General features: G+C 36.9%; 22 protein-coding genes and 1 pseudogene. 17 read left to right on the forward strand and 6 right to left on the reverse strand.

What is annotated here, in order from left to right:
* Positions 1–65 precede the first annotated feature (65 nt).
* The gene (gene purU / locus ACZ5N5_RS07555) at positions 66–965 is read left to right on the forward strand and encodes a formyltetrahydrofolate deformylase (protein WP_109983098.1); all 900 of its coding nucleotides are present in this window, start codon (positions 66–68) and stop codon (positions 963–965) included.
* Between the two features lie 99 nt (positions 966–1,064).
* Positions 1,065–1,808, forward strand: coding sequence for a C40 family peptidase (locus ACZ5N5_RS07560; protein WP_109983097.1), 744 nt, complete (start codon positions 1,065–1,067; stop codon positions 1,806–1,808).
* 131 nt (positions 1,809–1,939) lie between these two features.
* Here ACZ5N5_RS07560 and ACZ5N5_RS07565 read toward each other — a convergent pair whose 3' ends face one another.
* From ACZ5N5_RS07565 to ACZ5N5_RS07575, 3 genes are all read right to left on the reverse strand, one after another.
* The gene (locus ACZ5N5_RS07565; RefSeq protein WP_464373577.1) at positions 1,940–3,205 is read right to left on the reverse strand and encodes an FAD-binding protein; all 1,266 of its coding nucleotides are present in this window, start codon (positions 3,203–3,205) and stop codon (positions 1,940–1,942) included.
* Between the two features lie 135 nt (positions 3,206–3,340).
* Positions 3,341–4,279 carry a DUF4179 domain-containing protein gene (locus tag ACZ5N5_RS07570; RefSeq protein WP_464373578.1) on the reverse strand — a complete coding sequence of 313 codons (939 nt, stop codon included), beginning with the start codon at positions 4,277–4,279 and terminating at the stop codon, positions 3,341–3,343.
* The gene (locus ACZ5N5_RS07575; RefSeq protein ID WP_054860182.1) at positions 4,272–4,799 is read right to left on the reverse strand and encodes an RNA polymerase sigma factor; all 528 of its coding nucleotides are present in this window, start codon (positions 4,797–4,799) and stop codon (positions 4,272–4,274) included. Before ACZ5N5_RS07575 ends, ACZ5N5_RS07570 begins: the two co-directional genes overlap by 8 nt.
* A gap of 271 nt (positions 4,800–5,070) precedes the next feature.
* On the opposite strand from ACZ5N5_RS07575, the gene ACZ5N5_RS07580 reads away from it, so the two are divergent.
* Positions 5,071–5,547: a coiled-coil domain-containing protein gene (locus tag ACZ5N5_RS07580; RefSeq protein ID WP_109983094.1), complete on the forward strand. Its 477-nt coding sequence runs from the start codon at positions 5,071–5,073 to the stop codon at positions 5,545–5,547.
* A gap of 244 nt (positions 5,548–5,791) precedes the next feature.
* Entirely contained in the window at positions 5,792–7,489 is a 1,698-nt protein-coding gene (locus ACZ5N5_RS07585) for a DUF2207 domain-containing protein (protein WP_277678012.1), read from the forward strand.
* Between the two features lie 106 nt (positions 7,490–7,595).
* Here the strand turns inward: ACZ5N5_RS07585 and ACZ5N5_RS07590 are convergent.
* Positions 7,596–8,429 (reverse strand): annotated as a pseudogene (locus ACZ5N5_RS07590) (IS3 family transposase); the annotation flags it as partial.
* Positions 8,387–9,142: a transposase gene (locus tag ACZ5N5_RS07595; RefSeq protein WP_464367501.1), complete on the reverse strand. Its 756-nt coding sequence runs from the start codon at positions 9,140–9,142 to the stop codon at positions 8,387–8,389. The pseudogene ACZ5N5_RS07590 and the gene ACZ5N5_RS07595, both read right to left, overlap by 43 nt.
* Positions 9,143–9,427: 285 nt before the next feature.
* On the opposite strand from ACZ5N5_RS07595, the gene araD reads away from it, so the two are divergent.
* From araD to ACZ5N5_RS07630, 7 genes are all read left to right on the forward strand, one after another.
* Entirely contained in the window at positions 9,428–10,123 is a 696-nt protein-coding gene (gene araD / locus ACZ5N5_RS07600) for an L-ribulose-5-phosphate 4-epimerase (RefSeq protein WP_109984671.1), read from the forward strand.
* A 63-nt stretch (positions 10,124–10,186) separates the two neighbouring features.
* Positions 10,187–11,671, forward strand: coding sequence for an L-arabinose isomerase (gene araA / locus ACZ5N5_RS07605; RefSeq protein WP_054788455.1), 1,485 nt, complete (start codon positions 10,187–10,189; stop codon positions 11,669–11,671).
* Positions 11,672–11,905: 234 nt separating this feature from the next.
* Positions 11,906–13,027 carry a GntR family transcriptional regulator gene (locus ACZ5N5_RS07610; RefSeq protein ID WP_109984672.1) on the forward strand — a complete coding sequence of 374 codons (1,122 nt, stop codon included), beginning with the start codon at positions 11,906–11,908 and terminating at the stop codon, positions 13,025–13,027.
* Between the two features lie 330 nt (positions 13,028–13,357).
* Entirely contained in the window at positions 13,358–14,485 is a 1,128-nt protein-coding gene (locus ACZ5N5_RS07615) for a GntR family transcriptional regulator (RefSeq protein ID WP_277678009.1), read from the forward strand.
* 400 nt (positions 14,486–14,885) lie between these two features.
* Positions 14,886–16,499: an extracellular solute-binding protein gene (locus ACZ5N5_RS07620; protein ID WP_464373579.1), complete on the forward strand. Its 1,614-nt coding sequence runs from the start codon at positions 14,886–14,888 to the stop codon at positions 16,497–16,499.
* A 221-nt stretch (positions 16,500–16,720) separates the two neighbouring features.
* Positions 16,721–17,578 carry an ABC transporter permease gene (locus ACZ5N5_RS07625; RefSeq protein WP_245902338.1) on the forward strand — a complete coding sequence of 286 codons (858 nt, stop codon included), beginning with the start codon at positions 16,721–16,723 and terminating at the stop codon, positions 17,576–17,578.
* Between the two features lie 29 nt (positions 17,579–17,607).
* Positions 17,608–18,522: a carbohydrate ABC transporter permease gene (locus tag ACZ5N5_RS07630; protein WP_109984676.1), complete on the forward strand. Its 915-nt coding sequence runs from the start codon at positions 17,608–17,610 to the stop codon at positions 18,520–18,522.
* Between the two features lie 76 nt (positions 18,523–18,598).
* On the opposite strand, the gene ACZ5N5_RS07635 is transcribed toward ACZ5N5_RS07630, so the two are convergent.
* On the reverse strand, positions 18,599–19,210 hold the full coding sequence (locus ACZ5N5_RS07635) for a YesL family protein (RefSeq protein ID WP_109984677.1): 612 nt from the start codon (positions 19,208–19,210) through the stop codon (positions 18,599–18,601).
* A 581-nt stretch (positions 19,211–19,791) separates the two neighbouring features.
* On the opposite strand from ACZ5N5_RS07635, the gene ACZ5N5_RS07640 reads away from it, so the two are divergent.
* From ACZ5N5_RS07640 to ACZ5N5_RS07665, 6 genes are all read left to right on the forward strand, one after another.
* Positions 19,792–21,048, forward strand: coding sequence for an extracellular solute-binding protein (locus tag ACZ5N5_RS07640; RefSeq protein ID WP_054788457.1), 1,257 nt, complete (start codon positions 19,792–19,794; stop codon positions 21,046–21,048).
* Positions 21,049–21,114: 66 nt separating this feature from the next.
* Positions 21,115–21,993 (forward strand): carbohydrate ABC transporter permease, encoded by an 879-nt coding sequence (locus ACZ5N5_RS07645; RefSeq protein ID WP_109984678.1) that lies wholly within the window; start codon positions 21,115–21,117, stop codon positions 21,991–21,993.
* 38 nt (positions 21,994–22,031) lie between these two features.
* On the forward strand, positions 22,032–22,877 hold the full coding sequence (locus ACZ5N5_RS07650; protein ID WP_054788458.1) for a carbohydrate ABC transporter permease: 846 nt from the start codon (positions 22,032–22,034) through the stop codon (positions 22,875–22,877).
* Between the two features lie 96 nt (positions 22,878–22,973).
* Positions 22,974–23,393, forward strand: coding sequence for a DUF4064 domain-containing protein (locus ACZ5N5_RS07655; protein ID WP_054860743.1), 420 nt, complete (start codon positions 22,974–22,976; stop codon positions 23,391–23,393).
* 276 nt (positions 23,394–23,669) lie between these two features.
* Complete coding sequence (gene arfA, locus ACZ5N5_RS07660; protein ID WP_277678006.1) at positions 23,670–25,187, forward strand: arabinosylfuranosidase ArfA; 1,518 nt, start codon at positions 23,670–23,672, stop codon at positions 25,185–25,187.
* Positions 25,188–25,235: 48 nt separating this feature from the next.
* Positions 25,236–26,564 (forward strand): glycoside hydrolase family 27 protein, encoded by a 1,329-nt coding sequence (locus ACZ5N5_RS07665; protein WP_054788459.1) that lies wholly within the window; start codon positions 25,236–25,238, stop codon positions 26,562–26,564.
* Positions 26,565–26,576 lie beyond the last annotated feature (12 nt).

Below are 26,576 nucleotides of genomic sequence, written 5' to 3' on the forward strand. Positions count from 1 at the left end.
TTCTAAGAGCAAATGCGGTAGAATAGTAATAAATAAAGAATGAATGGAGTAAAGAGGGATCATTAATGAAGACATATATGAAAGAAAAAATAGACACTTTTCGTCAGGAACACAAAAATCGTGCAAGACTGTTAATTAATTGTCCTGATCAGCCAGGTATTGTGGCGGCAGTTTCACAATTTCTTTATGAGCACAATGCTAATATTATTGAGTCCAATCAATATTCGACAGACCCGGACCGTGGTGAATTCTTTATGCGGATCGAGTTTGAAATACCGGAGCTGAAAAGCCAAATAAAAAATTTGGAAGAAGAGTTTCAAGCAATTAGAAAGCAATTCGACATGGAAGCAACCTTTAAATATGTAGATCAATTAAAGAAGGTAGCTATTTTTGTTTCCAAAGAGCCCCATTGCTTATTAGAGCTTTTATGGGAATGGCAAAGTGGTGATATGATAGCGGATATTGGACTAGTCATCAGTAATCACGAGACATCTAGAGAAATTGTAGAATCTTTAGGCATACCGTATTACTATATTCCAGCAAACAAAGATATCCGTGAGCAAGTCGAGCAAAAACAAATTGAGCTACTGAGAGAATATAATGTGGACTTAATCATTCTCGCTCGATATATGCAAATTTTGACACCACATTTTGTTGGAACCTTTAAAAACCAAATTATTAACATCCACCATTCCTTTTTACCTGCTTTCATCGGTGCCAAACCGTATGAGAGAGCATATAATCGTGGAGTTAAATTAATTGGGGCGACTTCTCATTATGTAACCAATGATTTAGATGAAGGTCCAATAATCGAACAGGATATTAGTCGTGTAGATCATCGAGATAATGCAGAGGCAATGAAGAAAATAGGCCAATCAGTAGAGCGTAGCGTCTTAGCGAGAGCGGTCAAATGGCATTTGGATGATCGCATTATTGTATATGGAAACAAAACCATCGTATTTTAACAGGGAAAGCATGTGACTCTTATGTGAGCCATATGCTTTTCTTTTATGTTCTGTTACCGAAATATCCTCCTTGCATAGAATATGGTGGAGGTGTTTTCGGTGAATCGTTTTATGAATGTATTGAAAAAAGGTAACCAAGTTTACGTAGAGGCAATGTATCCTACTTGCTTTAAAATATATAAGGACCGTCAGTTTCTAATGGCTACAGATCAAAATCGCATCATCTCATTTGAAGTGGAGGATTATGTCAAGTCGATAACGATACTTGGCTATTATAATGATCTGATCGTCAGAGAGGATTACTTTCTATCAGATGATAGGGAGCTTGATCGAGATCGCGATTTTCGACCTGGAGATATATTAGTAGCAAGCGATAATGTCAAGAAGGAGTTATCAGGATATATGGGGCATAGTGCTCTCGTAGTGAATGAAAAAGAGGTCGTAGAAGCAGTAGGAGGACATCCAGCTATCACGAAAGATCCGATAAAAGACTTTTTACGGAAACACCCAATTCACGCACAATTTCGTCCTAAAAATAAAGAGGTCGGGGAGAAGGTGACCGAATTTGCTCTTCAATATTACGAAAAATACCAGGAAAATTTAGATCAAGGGATTAAAAAACCGATTTTTTCTTTTCAATTATCTCAAAATCTAGATGATTTATGGGAATTTACTTATTGTTCTAAGCTGATCTGGCTTTGCTATCATTATGGGGCAGGATACACATTTGAAAATGATGACTTATGGTTTTCTCCAGAGGATTTGTATCATAATTTAATAGATAATGAAGCATTTGAATTAGTTTACAGACATCCAGATCTTCAATTTTTAATCGATACTTAGTAGAGAATGACGCAGAAATTTGGGTTATTTCATGGTTAGACTCATAATAAAAATACTTCATTCCATTGATGTGTCCTTCAATGGAGTGAAGTAATCGGTATTTTTATACTATTTTCAACAAAATTAAACACCTATTTTTCAAAAATGTATTGCTTTAAAAATTCATTGCGAAACTTTCCGACTGGATCATACTTCCTAACTAGCTGTCTAAATGCTGGCAGTTGTTTATAACGTGTTTGCAGCTTTGTTGGGTCCATTGTGAACAGCTTCCCCCAATGTGGTCTTGGTTGGAATGGTTCGAGTACTGCTTCTATTTTCGGTAGTACTAGCTTCACTTCATTCCAAAGATCCTTCCATGTAAAATGGATCCCAATCGAATCCTGCTTATAGTTCATACTCATCCAAAGGTCGTCAGCTTTAATACTTCGAAGCTCTGAAACCAATAATAATGGGGCAATTTCATCACGCAGTCCATTCAGTTTTTTCATTGCATCACTTATATGATGACGTGATAATATATACTCACTTTGTAGTTCTTTACCACTACTTGGAGTAAAGTTCATTTTGAAATGTGCTAAACGGTCGTGCCATGGTCCTAGAACACCTAATTGCTCGGTACAATGCTCAGCCCCATGACCAGAGATTGGATGGAGATTCACGTTGGCGAGCTCTGCGCCATAGAAATCTGTATTTAACTCGACAGCATCTTGTTCAGTGATTGTCTGTTTAAGCCAGACTTGGTTAAATCGTTCCTCCTGCCAGTCAGTAAATAAACTAACACTGTAGGCGCTAGCATAAATTTCATCATAATATTGATAAAATTCGTGAAAGGATAGATTTTGATAGACCACTTGTCTCACTTGAAAATCTGGTATTAAATCAAGTGTAAGCTTTGTAATAATACCAAATGCACCAAGACTTACGGACAAGCCTCTCATCTCCTCTTCATGCTCTTCTCGTGTTAACGTAATGATTTCTCCATTTCCATTAACGAATTCAATACCAGATACAATTGTAGCGAGATTTCCATTTTTATCACCAGATCCATGGGTTGCTGTGGCACAAGCCCCCGCCACGGAAATGTGAGGCAATGAAGCAAGGTTATGTAATGCCAGCCCAGTTTCACCAAGATATTGACAGACATCACTATACTTCATTCCTGCTTCGACGGTTATTTTTTGCTTCTCTTTATCAAAATCTATCACCCTATTTAATTGTTCAAGTGAAACGATATGCTCGTTAGAATCCGCAATATGATTAAACGAGTGACGAGACCCTACTACTTTTAATCGGTTACATTTTTTTACTAACTGTTGTATTTCTTCGACACTTTCAGGTATATGCCAATTGTTTGCGTGATAGGTGTAATTACCTGCCCAATTGCGTTGTTTTGTCATTTTGTAAAGCTCCTTTTTCATACAATGCTTGTAGAATATTCAACTTGACCGTACAAAGTCGTCGCTAATAGAATAGCACAGAATGTAGAAAAAAAGTAGTGAAGGATGCCAGAGGGGCCGGGATCCCCCTGCACCCTAGTCTCTATAGATCTTTAATACCTGATCATTAGGTAGATGCAAGGTGACCTCTAATGGATTACTATCTGTTGGTATTGCATCATACGTTATTTCAAATGTCGTTCCTGTTATATTGGTACTGTAACCATTGCTTAACAAATTTATTTTTTCTCCGTTTACGATCAATTCCATTTGTTCAAAATTTAAGCTTTCTATCAGCTCCTTATCACCTTTTCCTTTAATGATCGTAGAAGTTGGGGAAGCTTCTATTGTTTGAAAAGTTAACAGTGCCTCATTTAGGATAACTTTCTCATTAATGGTTTGCTTAATCGTGTGTCCCATTGCTTTTTCTGGATTATAAGAGAAAGTGAGTGTTTCGGTTGTTTCGTGAAAATGTACGGTTAATTCCTTCGCAAAGCCGTTAGGAGTCTCAAAGCTATGTGTCCCTCTTATTACCTTTTCATCTTCACTGACTTCCCCCATACCACTTTCATGGGATGCGTTTGTCAAAAATCCTGTGATATTGATTGGCTGGTGATCATATTCGGTATTTTTTACGATAGAGCCGGGACTTTCTAATGTGTAGAACATAATTAATTGATTCTCATCAACGATAATACCATCTATGGTAAAAGTAGTACCATCTTCAAAAGTAATACTTTTATTAATGGTCTGCCCCATGCCTGAATCATTTAGTTGCTGTAATGTATTGGAAATAACAGGATCATAGCCAATGATTTTTTTACCGTAATAGGCAAGGCTTTGGTAATTATAGCCGATAAGAATACTTATAATAATAAGTGCTGCAAGCCTTCGCCAAATTTTACCTGAACGTCGTTGCTTTTGATTTGGAAGATGATCGAGTCTGTTACGCAAGCGTGATTCCAATTCCTTTGGTGCATGAACTTTTTGTAATTGCTCCTTTTCTCGCTCAAATTGTTGTTTCATTCTACCCATCTTGCTCACCTCGATATAAATGATGTAATTTCTTTAAACCATAATAAATTCTAGATTTCACCGTCCCTATGGATGTATTGGTTATCGAACCAATTGTTTTCAAATCCAGGTCATGCAAATACTTGAGTCGAATCACTTCTGCTTGCTGTGGAGTTAACTTTGCAAGCAGATGATCTAGGTCAATCTGGGTGTCTGTTAATTCAAATGCATGATGGGATGTTGCAAATTTGTCTAGTTCTTTATCATCTAAAAATTCCATTCTTTTTCTTTTTCGGAAAGTATCATAACAACACCTTACAAGGATGGTTTTACTCCAGCTATAGAAGGATTCGCGTTTTTGCAATGTATGAATTTTTTCATAAAGAATTACAATCATATCCTCCATCACATCAAGGGCGTCATGTTCATTTTTCATATAGGACCATGCAAGGCGGTAATAGTCGTCTTGTTTTGCTAGAATTAGTTGTAAAAGTGCTTCTTTATTGCCGTTTTGTGCTTTCTTCACAAGCTTGACTGTCAAGTTGTTGCCCCCTTTCTCTAGATAAGAGATCTGAATAGGGAAAAAAGTTCATATCATTTTTCCTGAAATTAGTTTACCATGTAAGGACACATTGAAATGGCCAGTTTTTCAATAAAATCATTGTAAAAAAAGAAAATCCTTTGGTGAATTCTTGATATCGTACACTTTTATCTGTGTTTTTTGAAAATATTACTCCATGATTGTCATCATGTTATGTAGTATAATTGGTATATCGAATATGTAAAAATTTACGGAAAGGAGAAGAAGTATTATGGAAAATAGTGAGGGTAAGATGATTATTCAGGCCATTAGGGAATTGTCAGTCAAAGTAGATCAAATTAGTGGCTTTAATCAACAATTAACAGAAAAAATGGACAAGACCCAAAAGTCCTTGGATCAACTAACAGAGCGAGTGGACGAGACCCAAAAATCATTGGATCAACTAACAGAGCGAGTAGATGATAACCAAAAGTCCTTGGATCAACTGACAGAGCGAGTAGATGATAACCAAAAGTCCTTGGATCAACTGACAGAGCGAGTGGATGATAATCAAAAGTCATTGGATCAACTGACAGAGCGAGTAGATGAGAATCAAAAGTCATTACAACAATTAACAGAGAAAGTTGACCAAAATCATACTGCATTATCAAAACGGATGGATAGTATGGAAGAGAAAATGGACTATATTCAACACAAACTGATCGAACATGATCAAGATATTTATACATTAAAGCGAAAGGTGAGATAGGGTATAAAAATAGAACTAGTCCGCAATGTGAAAATAGATGGCTGAATTAGTTATCAAACAACGAAACCCCCATCACTCGACATTTATTTACCTTTCATAACATCCTTCAGTTTGCTTTTATCTTTATTCGCAACAAACTCGTCAAAGGCAACTTAATCTTATCCAACCCTGATTTGAACTTTTACTTGAATGAAACCTTTTCCATTTTCATGACGTATAGAGAAGGGAGAGGAGCTTAAACCATATGAAAAAGACCATAATATTACTTGCATTTGTTTTTTCTATTTTTTTACTACCTCAGGATGTTTATGCTGTGGATTTTTCCATTACAAACACAGAGATTAACGCTTACTTACAGGAGAATGGTGATGTACAGGTCCAAGAGCAGCACACCTATCGTTTTGAAGGTGATTTTAATGGCATTACACGCTCCATAATTCCAAAAGAACAAACAAAAATAGAAGGCTTTCAAGCATTTGAAAATGGTAAGCCTTTAGAGGTTGAATTAGAAGAGAACGTTTATAAAGTCTATCGAAGTGGTTCCGATCAGAAGATTTTGATTGATCTCACTTATACGATAACTAATGGAGTGGAAGTGTACACAGACTTGGCACAATTTTACTGGCCATTTTTTGACACTAGCAATGAATCAACATATCAAAACATGGACATTTATATCCACCCGCCTCAAGCTTCGGAAGAGGTAATTGCATTGGGTTATGATGAGGCATATGCTACATCGGTTATAGCTTCAGATGGTGTGGTCCATTTTGCTATGGGTGAAGTAGAAAGTGGGACGAAAGGAGATATAAGAGTAGCATATGATCCTAATCTGTTCCCTGCTGCAAGCCTCTTAGCCGATAAAACGATTCGAGATGATATTCTAGCTGATCAGGCCGAACTTGAGCAAGAAAGACAGAACTATGAGAATAGGCAGGAGTTGTTAAATCGTATTTCTCCTTATATCATAGGTGGGTTATCTATCTATTTATTGTTACTTGTAGTAGTAGCATGGAGAAAGAAGAACAGTAGATTATTAGAAATAGAACGTGTCTCTTTATCATCGCAATACTTGCCAAATCAAGAAATGAGTTTACCAGCCACCATGCTATATATGAGAAATATGTCTCCTAGTAGTGAGCTCATCTCAGCTTCATTGATGGATCTAGTAAGAAAAGGATATGTCAAAAAAGATGGTGAAAGTAAATTTGTTATCGTAGATTCTAATACAGATTTTCCACATGAGAGCATATTGATCGAATGGTTATTCCATAAAATAGGCGAAAACGGGGTATTTACCTTATCCGATCTTTCTGCCTATACAAAGGTGAAAGGGAACCATTCCACTTACAGCAGTGACTTTGCCAAATGGATTCAAGCAGTAAAAGAAGAGGTTAAACAGAGCCACTTAGTTGAAAAGAAAAAAGGCTTAAGATGGACAATAGGTATAGTCAGTCTGTTAACAATGCTTTTTGCGATCATACTAGGTGTTCATTCGCTTTTTATGTGGATGTTTTTCTCGATCATCTTAGCATTCGCGTTGTTGCTCTTTGCGATCATTTATCAACCTAAAACCCTTCGAGGTCATCGGATTAGACAGCAATCGAAAAAAATCAGCCTCAATTACGACAATATCAGTGAAAAAGACTGGAATGACTGGATGACTGATGAGCAAATGCAATCATTTATTTACGCGATAGGTACAGGGAACAAGTCGATGCAGAAAAAATTTGAACAACTTAGCAAGAGCTTGTCTTTACCTTCTACTACGGATCACAGCATGCAATCACATGATGTGATGATGTTTATCCTCATTGCAAGCACCTTAACCAATCAATTTGACAAAGCGGATTCCACCGTTTCTGCCTCTACTAGCAGTGGGAGTGTTACTGGTGGAGGAACAGGCGTAGGTGGTGGCGGTGGAGGTTCAGGTGCTTTTTAATAGCAAAAAAGGTTTCAGTTGCTAATAGTTGAACTGCCCCCTGTCAAGTAGACAGGTAAATAAACAAAATATTTTGTGCCATGTATGGTTTCCATGCATGGCTTTTTTATGCTGGAATTCTTAACCCCATCTTCAACGTCACGCGCTTTGTATTATAAAATTCAATATAAGCCTCAATATCTTTTTCTAATTCCTCAAATGTGTTATGAGTGGTTAGTCGATACATCTCTTCCTTGATGATCCCCCAAAAGTTTTCCATCGGACCGTTATCAATGCATTTACCAACACGCGACATGCTTTGGGTAATCTGGTGTTCTTCCACAAAACGTTTAAATCCATGGGACGTATATTGAAAGCCGCGATCACTATGAAATAATGTTTTCGCTGGTATAATGGTATCTTTAATCTGAGTAATCGTATCTCGTACTAAGGCATTGTTATTATGTCGGGATAATTTATAGGCTACAATTTTATTTTCACCATAATCTAAGACGGCACTTAAATAAGCTTTCGAATGAACTCCGTACTTAAATTCAGTGACATCTGTTAATAAGACCTCCATCGCGTTATACTCTGCTTGAAATTCTCTATTTAGGACATTTTCAGCCACGTGTTGCGGTTTATGTGGTCTATAGTTGTAACGTTTCCGACGGATAACGGCTTTTAAGCCTACTAAGCGCATCAAGCGGTACACACATTTATGATTCACTTGAGCGTTAAGGAAGTGGTTGAGATAGATCGTGATTCGACGATAACCATAAATCCCTTTATGTTCGTCATATATCTTTTGAATGCAAGCGCTCAAGTGTCTTAAGCGCTTCTCTGTTTTTGTTGGTTTCCGATGGAACCACTTATAATAACCCGAGCGACTCACACCTAATGCTTCACAAAGTATGGTTATTTTGAATCCCTTTTTTTCGAGTTTTTTAATGGTTTGGTATTCGGCCTCATGCCGCGTTTGCGTAACATCAACTCTCTTTCCTCTTCTTCTAACTTTTTTAACGCAGTATTCTCTGTTTCAAGGTACTCATTTCGTGCTTTTAATGCCTCAATTTCCGTTCGTAACTTTTCTTCATCTGTTTGGATCTTGTCTGGCTTTCCGCGACCTCGTCCATCTACCAGCCCGTCAGGGCCATGCTCTTTGTACTTTTGAACCCATGAATAAACATTATTATAAGAAACTTGATATTTTTTAGCTGTTTCCTTATACAATAAACCAGTATTTAAACAATCTTTGACGATTTCAATTCTCTCTTCTTGTGTCGTTTTTCGACTCTTCATCGTATACACCTCGGGTTTGGGAGAATAACTCCTATTCTTTTCCCCTCTAGTATACTTGATGATCCAACTTCTTACAGTATCAGGATTTGGAATATTATATTTCCGAGCTAATTGTTTAAAGGGTATACATTCTACGAGGTACTCGTTAATAACGGACTGTTTAAACTCTTCACTGTAATGATTATTTCTTGATGTCGTTTGAATTCCTTTTAGACCATGATTTTGGTATCTCAGCACCTTTTGACGAAAGGCCGATTCACTTAATAATAAACCAAATGTTTCACGTAATTCTTTAATACTTATTCCATCTTTCAGATACATTTGAATATACCATTCCAACTCTTCAGCTGTATGCTTACTATTTAAACGCATAAAAATCCCCCTAAAGTAGTTTTACTTTTTTAAGTGTCTACTTTAGGGGGAGCATATGAAGTGGTGACTGAAACCTTTATTTATTGTTATTGGAAACAAACGGTCTAGTGACAAAAGGTGGCGAAGAATTACAATCACACCAACTAATTTTATAATTTTTTTCTGAAATTCGTATTTCTTTATTGAATGTACGTACGAATTATATTATCATAAAGATAAACCTTTTCACACATACGTACAAGAAAGAGAAAAAAGGAATAGATCAGATAAGGAAGGTGAAGGAATTTGCTAGAAGAGCTGAAACAACAGGTTTTAGAAGCGAATAAGGATTTACCTAAATATGGACTTGTTACCTTTACTTGGGGTAATGTAAGCGGTTTCGATAAGGATTCCGGTCTTATGGTGATCAAGCCTAGTGGAGTTGACTATGATGAATTGAAAGCAAATGACCTTGTCGTATTGGACTTGGATGGGAATATTGTCGAAGGCGAGTTGAATCCTTCTTCTGATACACCTACTCATCGATTGCTGTATCAAAAGTTTTCTGGAATCGGAGGAGTAGTTCATACTCATTCACCTTGGGCGACTAGTTGGTCTCAAGCTGGAAAGGGTATTCCTGCGTTAGGAACAACACAGGCTGATTACTTTTATGGGGAAATTCCATGTACAAGACGAATGACAGAACAGGAAGTCACAGGAGAGTATGAATGGGAGACAGGTAAGGTGATTGCCGAAACCTTTGAGAATATCAATCCATTGCAGGTTCCTGGTGTACTTGTGCACAGCCATGCTCCTTTTAGTTGGGGGAAAGACCCTTATGAGGCCATTCATAATGCAGTTGTTCTCGAGGAAGTAGCCAAAATGGCACTACACACCTATCAGATTAACCCAAATATTAGAGACATGGATTCATTTCTTTTAGATAAACATTATTTAAGAAAGCATGGAGCAAACGCCTACTATGGCCAGGATAAAAAATAACAAACATCAGTGACCATTCAATGAGTTTAGCTAAAGCTATTCAACAATAAGGAGGAATTTATGATGTTAGAAATTAGACCATATACCTTTTGGTTTGTGACAGGAAGTCAGCATTTATATGGAGAAGACGCGATTAAAGAGGTAGAAACAAACTCACGCAAAGTCGTGAAGGGTTTAAATACGGAAGGCAACCTTCCATTTGAAATAGAATTTAAAGAAGTGCTTACAACAGCGAATGATATTCATGCACTAATGCTAAAAGCAAACACTGATGAGAATTGCGCTGGCGTTATTACATGGATGCATACGTTCTCCCCTGCTAAAATGTGGATTGCAGGTTTAAAAACATTGCAAAAACCATTATTACATCTTCATACGCAATTCAATCGTGATATCCCATGGGAAACCATCGATATGGATTTCATGAACTTGAACCAAGCAGCACATGGGGATAGAGAGTATGGATTTATCGGTACGAGAATGGACGTATCACGTAAAGTAGTCGTTGGTCATTGGCAAAGCAAAGAAGTAGCGACAAAAGTTGCAGATTGGATGAAAACCGCAGCTGCGGTTGCAGAAGGTACAAATATACGTGTCGCTCGCTTTGGTGATAATATGCGTAATGTTGCGGTTACGGATGGAGATAAGGTCGAAGCACAAATTAAATTTGGCTGGGTCGTGGATTATTACGGCATTGGTGATCTTGTGGAGGAAATGGAGAAGGTTACAGATCAAGAGCTTGACACACTGTTCCAAGAATACGAAGAGCTCTATGAATTGCCGGAAGAAGCGAAAGAACCAGGCGCCGTTCGTGACTCTATTTTAGAGCAAGGAAAAATTGAGCTAGCATTAAAGTCTTTCTTAGCAAAAGGTAATTACACCGCATTTACAACAAACTTCGAGGATTTACATGGTATGAAGCAGCTACCTGGACTTGCAGCTCAACGTTTAATGGCAGAAGGGTACGGCTTTGCTGGAGAAGGTGACTGGCGTACAGCAGCACTTACTCGTTTCATGAAAATTATTGCAGATAATAAAGGTACTTCTTTTATGGAAGATTACACTTATCACTTAGAGCCTGGCAATGAAATGATTTTAGGTTCTCATATGCTGGAGGTTTGCCCAACCGTTTCTGCTACAAAGCCTCGTATTGTGGTGAACCCACTAGGAATTGGCGGTAAAGAGGATCCTGCTCGTCTCGTATTTGATGGTCGTGGTGGAGATGCAGTGAATGCTTCCTTAGTTGAAATGGGTGGCCGCTACCGTTTAGTGATAAATGAAGTGAAGGCAGAACAACCACAGAAGGAAACACCGAACCTACCAGTTGCCAAGGTATTATGGAAGCCACAGCCGTCCTTAAGTGAAGCAACAGAAGCTTGGATTTATGCTGGTGGCGCACACCATACAGTGCTTTCATTTGAGGTAACGACAGATCAGCTGTACGATTTCGCTAACATGGCGAAGATTGAATGTGTCGTTATAGATAAAGACACGAACTTAAGACAATTCAGAAATGAACTGAAATGGAATGAAGCCATTTATCGTTAAGGTTCGAACAGTTAGAGATCTACATTTAAGTAGATCTCTTCTGTTTATCAACAAGAAATGCTTGACAGCGTATATGGTTAGTTTATGCTTGTATGTAGAGTGCTTTTTTCGAGCTTCTATGAGGAAAACATAATTTCCACTCAAAGCTCAAAACTAAAACCCGATTCTAGAAGGGTTAATTCCATAAAAAAACACGTAAACCGTAATAAAGACAGGTTCAATGAGGTGTAATTGATGCAAACAAAATATAATATTGTCAAGCAAGCTATTAAGTCTCAAATATTAGATGGTACCTATCAGCCACATCAAAAAATAAGCTCTGAAAGCGAATTAATGAAGCAATTCGGTGTAAGTCGTCATACGGTAAGACTAGCGATTGGGGATTTAGTCAACCAGGGATGGCTTTATCGAGAACAAGGTGCTGGAACTTTTTGTGCAGATCGTTCCAGAGAGGATGCCATTGGACGTAATCAACAAAAAAATATAGCTATTATAACTACCCATATTTCTGATTATATCTTTCCGTCTATTATCAGAGGAGCAGAATCCTATTTAAGTCAGCAGGGCTATCAAGTTAGTCTCTTTAGCACAAATAACAATCATGAAAACGAACGGAAGTTTTTGGAAAAAATATTAACCCAACATTTTGATGGGGTCATTATCGAGCCAACAAAGAGTGCTGTGACGAATCCGAATATAAATTATTACTTAAATCTAGAAAGACAAAATATTCCTTATTTAATGATTAATGCTTTTTATGACGAGCTAGAGCCTTTTCATATTGTCATGGATGATGAAAAGGGTGGGTTTTTACAAACAGAACATTTAATCGAATTAGGTCATGAGAATATCATTGGATTTTTCAAAAACGATGATACACAAGGCACAAAGAGAATGAAGGGTTATCTAAAAGCACATCGAAAGTACAATATTGAAATTTTACCAAATAATATTGTCACTTATAGCACGGAGGAAAAGTCGACAAAGCCAATGGAAGTACTGAAAAAGCTTCTGGAGGAAAAGGACGAAAAACGGCCAACTGCTATCGTGTGTTATAATGATGAGTTAGCTATTAAGCTACTAGATGTCATTAGAGAATCAGAGCTTCAAGTGCCAGAGGATATATCTTTAATCGGGTTTGATGACTCGTTTATGGCAGAAGTAACCGAGGTGAAGCTAACAACGATCGCACATCCTCAAAGTGAGATGGGTGAATTGGCTGCGAAGGTTATATTGGATATGGTGAAGCAATCGAAGGGGACAAAGAAGCAATCGACAACAGAAAATGACTTAATTCGTTTCGATCCAAGGCTAGTAATCAGGAATTCGACAGCACCGTTAAAAAAGAAAAAATAATGATAGAAGCATACAATTGGTATGCTTTTTTTATACTTTCTTAACGTATAAAATTTTTGCAGGAAGTAATGTGATGAAGCGAAAATCCTAAAGTCTAACGAAGAAGAAAAGCTGACGCATCGAGTTAAAGACGAGCGAATGCGAGTTTTACTAATGTGCAAAAACTAGAAAAACAATCAAAAATATTACCAACGTATTGTATTAAAAACAATATTTGTTATACTAGTAGTACGTACAAATTTATCTTTATGCTTATGGAAACGCTATCAGTTATCTGTTACATTCTTAGTTAATTGATTGAATAAAGTAATAATGTGAGGGGGCTTTTATGTGGAGGCGAAATATAAAAAAATAAAACGATCGATTAAATCAAAAATTTTGGAAGGGCTGATTATGCCTCATGAGAAGATCAGTTCAGAAAGTGAATTGATGCGTCAATTTAATGTGAGCAGACATACAGTGAGACTTGCATTAGGAGAGTTAGTAAGTGAGGGATGGCTATACAGGGAACAGGGTGCTGGTACGTTTTGTACGGATCGGACGAATCGGGATCAGTATCAATCACAGGAAAATCCAACGAAAAATATTGCGATAGTTACGACCTATATATCGGAATATATCTTTCCCTCCATCATAAGAGGTGCAGAGGCACATTTAAGTAAAGAAGGCTATCATGTTAGTATTTTTAATACAAATAATAAATATGACCAAGAGAAGCAAATTTTAAGTAAGATCTTAGCAGGGAACTATGATGGGATTATTATCGAGCCAACTAATAGTGCTTCTTCTAATCCAAATTTACGCTATTATTTGAATTTAGAAAGAGAGAATATACCATATGTTATGATTAATGCCAGCTATGAAGAACTAGAACCAGTAAGCTTTATGATGGATGATGTGAAAGGTGGCTATCTTCAAACAAAGCATTTAATCGAATTAGGTCATCAACATATTGCTTGTATTTACAAAACAGACGATGCGCAAGGACAAAAGCGTCTCAAGGGATATATCAAGGCACATCGGGATTTAGATATTTTATTAAACCCGAAAAATATAATAACTTATCAAACAGAAAATGAATTAAGTACCCCTATAACAGGGTTGAAAAAACTGCTAAATAATAAACTTGATCGTCCAACTGCTGTCGTGTGCTATAATGACCAATTAGTGCTACGGTTGATGGATTATTTAAGAGAGGAAGGGCTAAAAATACCAGAGGACTTATCCTTTGTAGGCTATGATGACTCCTTACTCTCCGCGATATCTGAGGTTAAACTCACCTCTGTCATCCATCCTAAAAGTAGACTAGGTCTGGATGCTGCCAAAGCGATTATTAGTATGATAAAGAAGAATGATGGGATTCGTTCTAATAGGGGCATATCCAAATTGTACGAACCAGAGCTACAGATACGTCAATCGACGATCAGACTTAATAAAAATCTAGCAAAGGTAGAATAGTTCTTGAGTTACAATTGTCTTTTCCAAAAAAAGAAGGACTTATATTTATTAGCTATTTCAAATAGAACATGCACTCAAGCGATGAGTGCATGTTTTTATGTTGAAAACTATTAGTTACCTCTCATCAACAAAATGTAAACGCAAACAAAAAAACAAAAAATAGGATATGAAATCTAAAAATAATTTATTCACACCAAAATCATATTATGGGAAAATGATTAATAAGTTAGGATGAGCGGATTCTTAACTTGTTCGTTCATATAGAGGTGAGTACACCCTACTTATTAGTAAGTGCTTCTTCAAAGAGAAAAGGGAAGGGGAGATTTGCCGAGGTCTAGTTATTTATAGATTAATTGAAAGCGCTATCTTTATTTTTATTCAGTAATGAGGGGGTAAAAGGATGAAAAAATTAATTAATGTATTTTTACTGAGTGCACTCATGATATTACTTCTTGCTGCGTGTAGTAATGACGAAGCATCCAAGGAAAAACAAGAGACAGAGGATGGGAAAGTAGTCTTATCTGGTCTTATTACAAAACATCCTTTGACTAAAGATTTGGCAGATATGGAGTGGTTACAGGAAGTAGAGGATAGAGCGGGAGTGGAAATCAAATGGGAGGAGGTCACTGCTGACTGGGATCAAAAAAAGGGGGCAATGTTAGCGGGTGGTGACATTCCAGATATACTAATAGGGCCGAATGTTATAACAGATGCCGATTTTGCTAAATTTACAGGTTTATTTGAGGATTTGGCTCCTTTAATCGAAGATCATGGCCCGAATATACAAGCAATGTTTGAACAGCAACCAGATACAAAGGTACTAGCAACACAGGATGATGGGGCGATTTTTGGTTTGCCAAAATATCAACGATTCTGGCCACAAACTGCGACTATGCAATTTATAAATAAACAATGGCTTGATAATTTAGGTTTAGAAGTCCCGACAAATTGGGATGAGCTATTCGAAGTGTTAATGGCATTCAAGGAAGAGGATGCAAATGGAAATGGTGATCCAAACGATGAAATACCAATGGACTTTTCTCCAGTAGGAACAGGTGGATTCGGATTCTTCCAACCAAGTGTATTATTGGGGAGCACTGGAATAACGATCACTGGAGGTGGTGGGCAAGGTTATTTTCTTGAGGATGGAGAAGTGAAAAACTTCTTTGTGGATGAACGCTATAAAGAGGTTGTCGCCTTTTTAAATAAATTATATTCCAATGGTTTAATCAATCAAGAAGTCTTCACACAAGATTATACGAAATATCAATCAGTTGCTCGAGGTAGTGGAAAAGATGCAACAGTCGGCTATACGTATGGCTGGGAAAGCATGGACAGATTCGGTCTGAATGTGTCCGATCAATATGTAAGCTTTGCTCCAATGAAAAAGTCCGCAGATTACAATGGTGAGATTTCTTGGTCATATGATTATAATAGCTTGAATTATGGTGTGAACATGGTAGCACTATCTTCAGGGGCAAGTGATAAAGAAGCTGCTATGAAATTTATTAATGAGCTATACAATCCGGAGGTAAGCTTACAAGTATTATTTGGTTCACTTGGACCTAATATTGAAAAGGCGGATGATGGCTCTTATAAGATTCTTCCACCAAAGGATGAGGAGATGGATCCAGGAACATGGAAATGGACATCTACCTGGGCAGATAATGGCCCGATGTTTATATCCGATGAGTTACAAGTGGAATTAGGAACAGATATGCAGGCAGTCGGTGCACAACAAGAGCCGTTTGATAAAGCTTTTGAGACATTGGATAAAGAAAATGATGTATTCCCTGGTATGTTCTTGAAATATTCAGATGCCGATAATAATCAGATGAGTCTCATCAACACAGACTTTATGAATCTAGCAATGGCAAAGTTCTCAGAATGGGTAACAGAAGGCGGAATTGAAGAACAATGGGGTGGCTATGTAAAGGAAGTAGAAGCTATTGGCCTGCAAACAAACCTAGATATTATTCAAGGCTATTATGATGATTATAAAAGTAACCAATAGATAATCATGCATCCAAATTAAGAGTCTGGGACATAACAAAATAGGAAGATGGAGATACTCATACTTTCCTACCCTATTGTCCCGGCTCTTTGCACTACGAGGGGGGAGAATAGATGGCTGTTTCAGAAATGAATAGTTCTTTATCAGAACAAAAATCCAAATCTACTTATAAAAAGCCGAATATTTTTAATACATTTAAGCGGGATCATCAGCTTTGGATTATGATACTACCTGCGATAATTTGTGTGATTATTTTTAACTATATTCCCATGTATGGCATTCAGTTAGCCTTTCGAGAGTATGATTTCACCGCTGGCCTAACTGGTGGGGAATGGGTAGGATTGCAGTACTTTGAACAATTTATTAAAAGTCATATGTTTACAGATCTCATTAGAAATACTTTAGTGATCAGTATTACTACGATTGTTGTAGGGTTTCCTGCTCCTATTATTCTTGCGTTATTAGTAAACCAAATTCGTTGGAAAAGAGGTAAACGAATATTACAAACAACCGTTTATCTTCCACATTTCATATCGATTGTTGTTTTAGTTGGTTTACTGAATGTCTTGCTTTCTCCTAATACTGGATTAATTGGTCTGCTCATCGCAAAAATGGGCTTTGAAGGTACTAATCTGCTAGCATCCACAACAGCATTTGTACCTGTATATGTTCTTTCAGATATTTGGCAGCATGTTGGTTGGAACAGTATTATCTATCTTGCGGCATTATCGAGTGTGGATCCACAGCTGTACGATGCTGCTAAGATTGATGGGGCTAATCGGTGGCAGATCATTCGAAATGTGGAAATACCTGCGATTATTCCAACCATCATCATTTTATTAATTTTAAATATGGGAACCGTTATTAGTACAGGCTTTGAAAAAATATTCCTTATGCAAAATTCATTAAATTTACCAATTTCTGAAGTGATTGAAACATATGTGTACAAAATCGGGATTATTTCTAATCAGTTTAGTTATGCAGCAGCCATTGGATTGTTTAATACATTAATAAACTTTACCCTATTAGTTATTGTCAACTCCATTGCAAAACGCGTAGCTAAAATTAGCCTTTGGTAACGGAAAACATATTAGGAGGAGGAAATGCCATGACATCGATTACGATGAATCGTATTAAAAATAAAAAAGCCTCAGATCTCATCTTTGATGCATTTGTTTTCGGGTTATGTATCATCATATTTTTTGTTATTGCTTATCCTTTATATTTTATTGTGATCGCATCAGTAAGTGACCCGACCTTAGTATCAACTGGAAAAGTATTTCTCTTCCCGCAAGGGTTTAGCTTTTTTGGATATGAAGAGATATTTAAGGATGCAAGGATATGGATTGGTTACCGAAATACATTGTTTTATGCTGTTGTAGGTACCTTTATTAATTTATTATTTACACTTCCTGCAGCCTATGTCTTATCTCGTCAAGAATTTCGCGCTAGAAGATTTCTTATGTTTTTCTTTGTCTTTACGATGTTTTTCAATGGTGGGTTAATCCCAACATATTTACTCATGAAGGATTTAAGTTTAATAGATACACCCTGGGTCTTCATATTTAATCCACTTACGGTTAATGTTTTTAATCTCATCATTACACGTACCTTTTTTGAAAGTAACATTCCGAATGAGATGTACGAAGCTGCAACGATTGATGGCTGCTCCCATTTCAAGTTTTTTAGCAAAATTGTATTACCACTATCTAAGGCCGTTATCTCGGTTATCGGTTTATATTACTTAGTATGGCACTGGAACGACTTCTTTACTGGCTTAATTTATATTCGTAACTATGATTTACAGCCACTACAGATTGTTTTGCGAGATATATTATTATCAAATCAAGTGTTTGCGGAAGGTGCAGGAAGTGGTGGTACAGGTGGAGGATATGCACAGAGGTATGCCGATCAAATTAAATATGGAGTGATCATTGTCTCCTCCTTACCAATTCTTATCCTCTATCCATTCATTCAAAAATACTTTGAAAAAGGTGTTTTAATAGGCTCTGTAAAAGGATAGAAGCAATTAAGAAGGACCTGACTAACGATAGTCAGGTCCTTTTTAAATGGGATAAGGACATATATGGATCGATTCCTTATGCTTCTTTTTGTGTGGTGAAAAATGTAAGAGAATATTTCATGATTGGGTATGCAATACTGCTTACACCTAGAAAAGGTAATAAAACCGGAAATCGATAGAATATATAGAAAATTACAAGTATACAGACAACAAGTGCAATGGTTTGTAATGGTTTACCAATTAATAAAATGAAAGCATATTTTACATAGGTAATAGGCTTTAACTGAAAATGAACATACACGGGTAAAAAATACATAGCCACAAGTAGAAATAGAATCAGTAATCCATAGGTTAAGATCATGAGTACGGAATTAAGTAATGATGTTTCTAGTTGCCCAATTATCCGTATATTGAGAAACAGAATGCTACCTATTAATGTCATCCCATAACCATACAGATTTGCTTTGACCAATTCTTTCTTGAAGTAATAGAAAAAGGTCTGGAATAATTTTATATCACCGGAAGCTTGAAAGTCCTTTCGAAATGTTGCATAAATCGCAACAGTTGCTGGAAATACCCCTAAAAAGATAAACCCCGATAAAGAAAGAAGTATCCAACATATATTGAGGATAAATAATTTATACATCCACTCACCGAAAGAAAAATACCACGTGCTTAAATGAGACATTATTTCACCAACCTTTCATTAGGATCAATCCTTGTTACACAAAAGGTAACCGTTTGCAATGGATTTCTTAACTAATATATTACACAAAAGTAAAAGACACGTAAATAACTTTTCCAATAATAGAAAAAAAGGATATACAATCAAAAGGAAAGATAGATAACTATTTTTATATAGTTTACTAGCTGTTGTTCGTCGTTTAATAAATACGAGCTATAATTAAGTCTGTCAATCAAGATTATACGCATCGAATGATTAACATATTTGTTAATCATATCTAAAAGTTGTTGCAAAAATTAATAAAAATATATTGAAATCGAAATAGAAGTTGTATATAATTAGTGTACGTTATCTCATACGTACAAATTTTACGTTTTATAAAAGTTGTTCGTATTAAGTGTGTTTTATGATATACCAATTATAAATATAATTAGCAAGAAGGAGATGATTTACAAAGAACTGTAAGCGTTTTTTATTTGTCGTTTAAACAGGATAAAAGTCAGTAGTGAAAATACTGAAAACGGTAGAGGCCAATTAGTGATTTACTTTGAAACTAAAAATAAAATTATTTGGGGGTTTAATTAATGAAAAAGTTCCTATCAGCAATGTTACTTTTGTTAGTGTTTACATTAGTAGGATGTAGTAGTGATAAAAATACCATCCAATTTTGGACACCATTAACTGGTGAAGATGGTGCTTATATGGATGAATTAGTAGATAAGTATAATGAAACAGATCCAGAGTTTAAAGTAGAGCATGTCGTTACTTCGGATATGTACACGAAAATGTACACTGTATTGAATTCTGGAAACGGTATCCCTGACTTGTCCATTATTCACGCAGATAGAGTACCTAGCTTTGTCAAGCAGGACTTATTGGAACCGATGACAAAGGTCATGGAAGCGCAACCAGAAATTAAGGCAGAGAATTTCTTAGAAGAAGCTTGGAACGCAGGGAATGTGGAAGGTACTCAATATACGGTTCCATTAGATATCCATTCTAATGCGATGTATTTTAATAAGGATTTAATGAAGAAATATGGTGTGGAAAATTGGTTAGATGATAATGTTGTCACATTTGATGAAATGCTTTCCTTACAAGGTAAGCTAGAGGAAGGCGACTATGTTCTAAATGATGCTTTAATTAGCTGGGTAATCCTAGCTCAGATCCAAAACTTGGGTGGCTCCATTGAAGAAGGTGGAAAACCAGCTGTCAATACTCCAGAAATGAAACAAGCAATTGAAGCGGTGAAGCAACTATCAGATGCAGGCTTAATGACACCTTACGGGGAAGATGGTTATTTAATGTTCCAATCTGGTAATGTACTATTCTCTACAGATGGTACTTGGAGCTCAACTGGACATGCGCAAGTAGAAGGATTAAATTTTGGTGTAACCAATATTTATGCTTTCGAACCAAGCACTTTCCATAACCGTGCATCTTCTCATTTATTCTCTATGCTAACAAATGAAGAGAGAACAGATGAAAAAGAACAAGGTATCGCTGATTTCTTGGAATTTATTCGTCAAAATTCTATTAAATGGGCAGAGGCTGGCCAAATCGTAGCAAGTAAAGAAGTAGTAGAGAGTCCAGAATATGATGAATATATGCAGTCATTCTTCACATCTACTCCGGAAGAAGAGGAATCACTATATATTTATACGTATGAGCACTATCCATACATTCAAGAAGCGTTAGATACCTATGTGGCAGATATGATCCATGGTGAAATAGATGTGGATACAGGATTAGCGGAGATGCAAAAATTCGTGGAAGATAAGGTTTCAGAAGGTTCATTAGATATTGAAAATGCTGAGACCGAGGAAGCAACGGAAGAGTAATGATTTGTAAGAAGCAATGTGCCATGTCTCATTGGCACATTGCTTTTGAACAAGGAGGTAGTACGGTTGAACAATAAAAGAAACTTCGCACCGATATTTTTTGTGGGCCCACATATTATCTTATTTATTGTGTTCATATTGATCCCTTCTATTTATGGTATATATGCGTCATTTACCAATTGGAATTTAATCAGTGATCCTGTATGGGTAGGTTTAGATAATTATAAAACCATTTTAACAGACGCAGATTCTACCTTTTATGCTCAATTTTTTAATGGCTTAGTAAATACATTGCTTTTTGTCGTGTTTACCGTTCCGTTGATGATCATTATCCCGTTGATGATCGCCGTTGCCTTAGAACATAAAGAAGTAAAATTCACGAGTTTATTTCAAACACTACTTTATGTGCCTGGTTTAATATCCATTTCTGCAGCAGCCTTAATCTGGTCACTTATTTTCAATAAGCAGCTAGGTGTTGTGAACAATTTATTTGGTTCAGAGCATGTGTGGGCAGCAACTCAGCCTTATGCTTGGCTAACGATCATTGTCATCACTGTATGGGCAGGTATTGGTGGTAATATGATTATTTATCGTGCAGGTATTAATGGTGTATCAAAGGACTTATATGAATCAGCGGAAATAGATGGGGCAGGTCCAGTAAGGAAATTCTTTAGTATCACACTTCCGTCTATTAAGTTTCCATTAATTTATACAATGGTCATGACAACAGCAGGGGCGTTTAACGTTTTTGCACAGCCTTTAATGATGACAAGTGGTGGACCGAAGCAAGGAACGACAGTACTCATGATGTATATACGCGATTTAGCTTTTAGTCATGGTGAATCCATTGCCGGGATCGCATCAGCGATGGCGGTATTACTAGGTTTAGTCATTCTCGTGATATCTGCTATCCAATATTACGTAATGAGTCGCAATGCTGCCTAATAGCATCATATTGAAATGACAAGAGTAGAGGTGAAAAAATGCTTAAAAAAATTAAACTATCAAAATATTTATCATACCTGTTTTTAATCGTTGTCAGTGCAATATGGGTGATTCCTGTTCTCTTCGGTATTGTTACATCTTTTCGTTCTCAAACAGAGGTTGTAAATGAAGGATTTAGGTTATTACCTGTCAATTGGATTGTAGAGAATTATGTTGCTATTTTAGAAAACACCTCTTCTGCACCAATTTTACAATGGTTGTGGAATTCGGTTTTTATTGCAACATTACACACACTCTTAGTTGTTGTAGTGATTTCTATAACAGGTTATGGTTATTCGCGGATGAAATTTAAAGGAAGGGATTTCTTATTCTTCACATTACTAGGTATCTCTTTCTTCCCAAATGTAGTAAACTTAATTCCATCGTATAAAATTATTGATATTCTAGGATGGGTGAACACACCTTGGGCGATGATCGTTCCTGGTCTTGCTGGGATGGGGAATATCTTCCTTGTAAGGCAATTTATGAAGGGAATACCGATGGAGCTAGATGAGTCGGCTCGAGTAGATGGTGCAAGTGATTTCACGATTTACTCAAAAATTATTCTTCCACTAATTAGACCGGTATTAATTGTTTGTGCATTGTTCTCGTTTACGGGATCATGGAATGATTTTCTCTGGCCAGTTATTGTTTATACAGATGTAGATAAGATGCCAGTCACAGCAGGGCTATTGCTATTACAAGACATTTATGGAAACTACCGAATGATAGGTCAGTTAATGGGATCAGCTATTCTGGCGATTATTCCAACATTACTCCTATTCTTCTTTGCACAAAAATACTTTGTTTCTGCGATTAATTTAAACTCAGGAATTAAAGGTTAATCGTTATTGTCATGATGTTTGTGGAAATCAACTATATAAGAGACTAGATAAAGACGGACGAATCAAAGCTTTTCTAGCGGAAGTGGGGGAGCGTAAATGAAAAGAGGCTTTGAAAGAAAACTTATTATGATAGGTGCCTTATGGAATTTAGTAACTTCGCTTTTAACAATTTTCAGTTATAATTCCTGGTTTACGTCACAAGGTGAAAAACAGCTACAAAACCTAGATACCAATACGATGATTGCGGGATCGCAAATGGTGAACAATGTTTCCAAGATTATATTTATATTTGGTCTATTTGTCTTAATTGGAGCAATCGTAAACTTTCTAGTTGCTACGAAAATAAAAGATAATGAAATCCAATATAAACTGATAATTTGGATTGGAGTTTGGGCGATTTTACAAATATTGTCTATGGATGTCATAGGATTTGTTCTATACATGCTAGCATTTGTCTTGTATATGGCAAAAAATAAAGCGATCAAGCTATCAGCACAGAAGCTTCAAAACGCATAAATAATTCAGGTAGAGATAATGAGTATCTCTACTCTTTTTTTGTTATTCATGATAAGAAATAACTGGAGAAGAAGAATAGAAAAAATGTTTTTCAATTGGGTTATTTCTCTTGACATATTTCAGTTTTTTTCTTAGTCTTAATATACGTACCATTTTATTATTTTTTAGAATTTAAAGCAAACCCATACGTTCAAGTTAATCCAATGGAAGCAATGATTTATTTTTTTGTAGTTTTGTGAAAGCGTTATAAATCATTATGGTGAGAGGATGGATAATATGGCAACAGAATCAGTAAAAGCAAAAATGGTTGTAGACAAAGAGTTTCAAATCTCTGAAATTGACCCTCGTGTTTATGGATCATTTATTGAGCATCTAGGGCGAGCGGTGTACGGCGGCATTTATGAGCCAGAGCACCCTACTGCTGATCAGCATGGATTTAGACAGGATGTTTTAGATTTAGTCAAAGAACTTCAGGTCCCTATCGTTCGTTATCCAGGAGGAAACATGGTCTCTGCTTATAATTGGGAGGATGGTGTAGGACCGAAAGGAGATCGCCCTAAACGTCTAGAGCTTGCTTGGCGAGTAATAGAAACCAATCAGGTTGGAACAAATGAATTCGTTGACTGGGCAAAGGCAGCGAATACAGATGTGATGATGGCCGTTAACCTCGGAACTAGGGGTGTAGATGCCGCGAGAAACCTATTAGAATATTGTAATCATCCCGGAGGTACTTACTGGAGTGATTTAAGAAAATCGCACGGTTATGAAAACCCTCACAATATTAAAGTGTGGTGCCTAGGTAACGAAATGGATGGCCCATGGCAGGTTGGACAAAAAACCGCACAAGAATACGGAAGGCTTGCTTATGAGACCGCTAAAGCCATGAGACTGGTGGATCCATCTATTGAGCTTGTAACATGTGGAAGCTCAAATTCTAACATGCCTACATTCCCTTCATGGGAAGCAGAAACACTGGAACATACGTATGACGTAGCCGACTATATTTCACTTCACCAATATTATGGTAATAGAAGTGGCGATACAGCTAACTTTTTAGCGAAATCGATGGATATGGAAAACTTTATTCAAACGGTTATTTCAACCTGTGATTACATTAAAGCAAAGAAACGTAGCAAGAAAAAAATGTATTTAAGCTTTGATGAATGGAATGTTTGGTTCCACTCTAATCAACAAGACAAGGAAATAGAGCCATGGACAGTTGCCCCTCCTCAATTAGAGGATGTGTATACATTTGAGGATGCTCTATTAGTAGGTAGTATGCTAAATACTATGCTTCGCCACTCTGATCGTGTGAAAATTGCTTGTATGGCGCAGCTTGTTAATGTGATTGCACCAATCATGACAGAAAATGGTGGTGCAGCATGGAAGCAAACAATCTTTTATCCATATTTTTATACTTCTGTCTTTGGACGCGGAGTCGCTTTGAATCCTGTTGTTAGTTCACCGAAATATGATAGTAAGGACTTCACAGATGTTCCATATTTAGATCCATCTGTTGTATATAATGAAGAAAAAGAAGAGTTGGTAATTTTTGCTACAAACCGTCACCTAGAAAAAGACTTAGAAGTAGACATTGATGTTCGTTCATTTGAAGGCTATAGCGTAATCGAGCATGTAGTATTGGAAAATGAAAACGCAAAAGCAATTAATACAGCAACAGAAGAAAATGTAAAACCACATACAAATGGTGAATCCTATTTGGATGATGGGAAATTAGTAGGTATTTTCCCTAAATTCTCATGGAATATGGTGCGTTTACAAAAGAAAAATTAGTTCGTTCGTTTGTCAATCAGTATGGATACTAGGGAGGATGTAATTTTAATGAAACATCATCATGAAGCCCTAACACCTCCAATGGGCTGGAATAGCTGGGATTGTTATGGTGCTACAGTAACCGAAGAGGAAGTAAAAGGAAACGCTGATTATATGGCCGAACATCTAAAGGATTATGGATGGGAATATATAGTCGTAGATATTCAATGGTCAGAGCCTGGGGCTGTTTCTTCTGCCTATCGGCCATTTGTTCCATTAGAGATGGATGCGTATTCTCGTCTCATCCCTGCTGTCAATCGATTTCCTTCAGCCAGAAATGGCAAAGGCTTTCAGTCTCTTGCCAGTTATGTGCACCAGCTTGGATTGAAATTTGGTATCCATATTATGAGAGGGATTCCAAGACAAGCCGTTCATCAGAATACTAAAATATTGGGGACAGATGTTAGAGCCCGAGATATTGCGAAGCCGAATTCTATCTGTCCTTGGAATACGGATATGTATGGTGTAGACCATACAAAAGATGGGGCCAGGCAGTATTATGATTCTCTCTTTCAGCTTTATGCGGAATGGGGAGTCGATTTTGTCAAGGTAGATGACATTGCAGATTCCAAGCTTTATGGCATTCATGTAGAAGAAATTAAGATGATTCGTAGAGCGATTGATAACTGTGGTAGACCGATGGTGTTAAGCTTATCACCAGGTCCAGCTCCTTTGGAATATGCTAGTCTGCTAGAAGAAAATGCCAATATGTGGCGGATGACTGATGACTTTTGGGATTTATGGCCATTGCTTTATGACATGTTCGATCGCTGTTATAAATGGAGTAAAAACGTCGGACCAGGCTATTGGCCTGATGCCGACATGCTTCCTTTAGGACATATTGGTATACGTTCTGTTGATGGTGGTGCAAGTGATCGTTATACCAGATTTACGAAAGACGAGCAATTGACCATGATGACATTGTGGTCGATCTTCAAATCACCACTAATGTTTGGTGGTGAATTAAGGGACAATGATGATTGGACCTTATCGTTAATTACTAACGAGGAAGTGTTAGATGTACATCGAAATGGTGTAGGTGCTCGTCAAGTTTATCGAGATCTTGATAAAGTCGTATGGACATCCTATGGGGATGATCATACCATCTATGTTGCTTTGTTTAATCTTAATGATCAGAGGGAGCGAGTAACCGTAACCTTTGAGCAGTTAGGTATAGGTGGCGATAAAGTAGAAATGCGTGACCTTTGGGAGAAAGCAGATTTAGGTTTGGCTACAGACATAATAGACTTTGAACTTCCGCCACACGGTACAAAGTTTATTCAATTAACTAATGTATCTGTACAATATTGCCAGCGTGTAACAAAATTGAACTTATAATAAATAATGAGG

Source organism: Gracilibacillus sp. JCM 18966 (assembly GCF_055392695.1).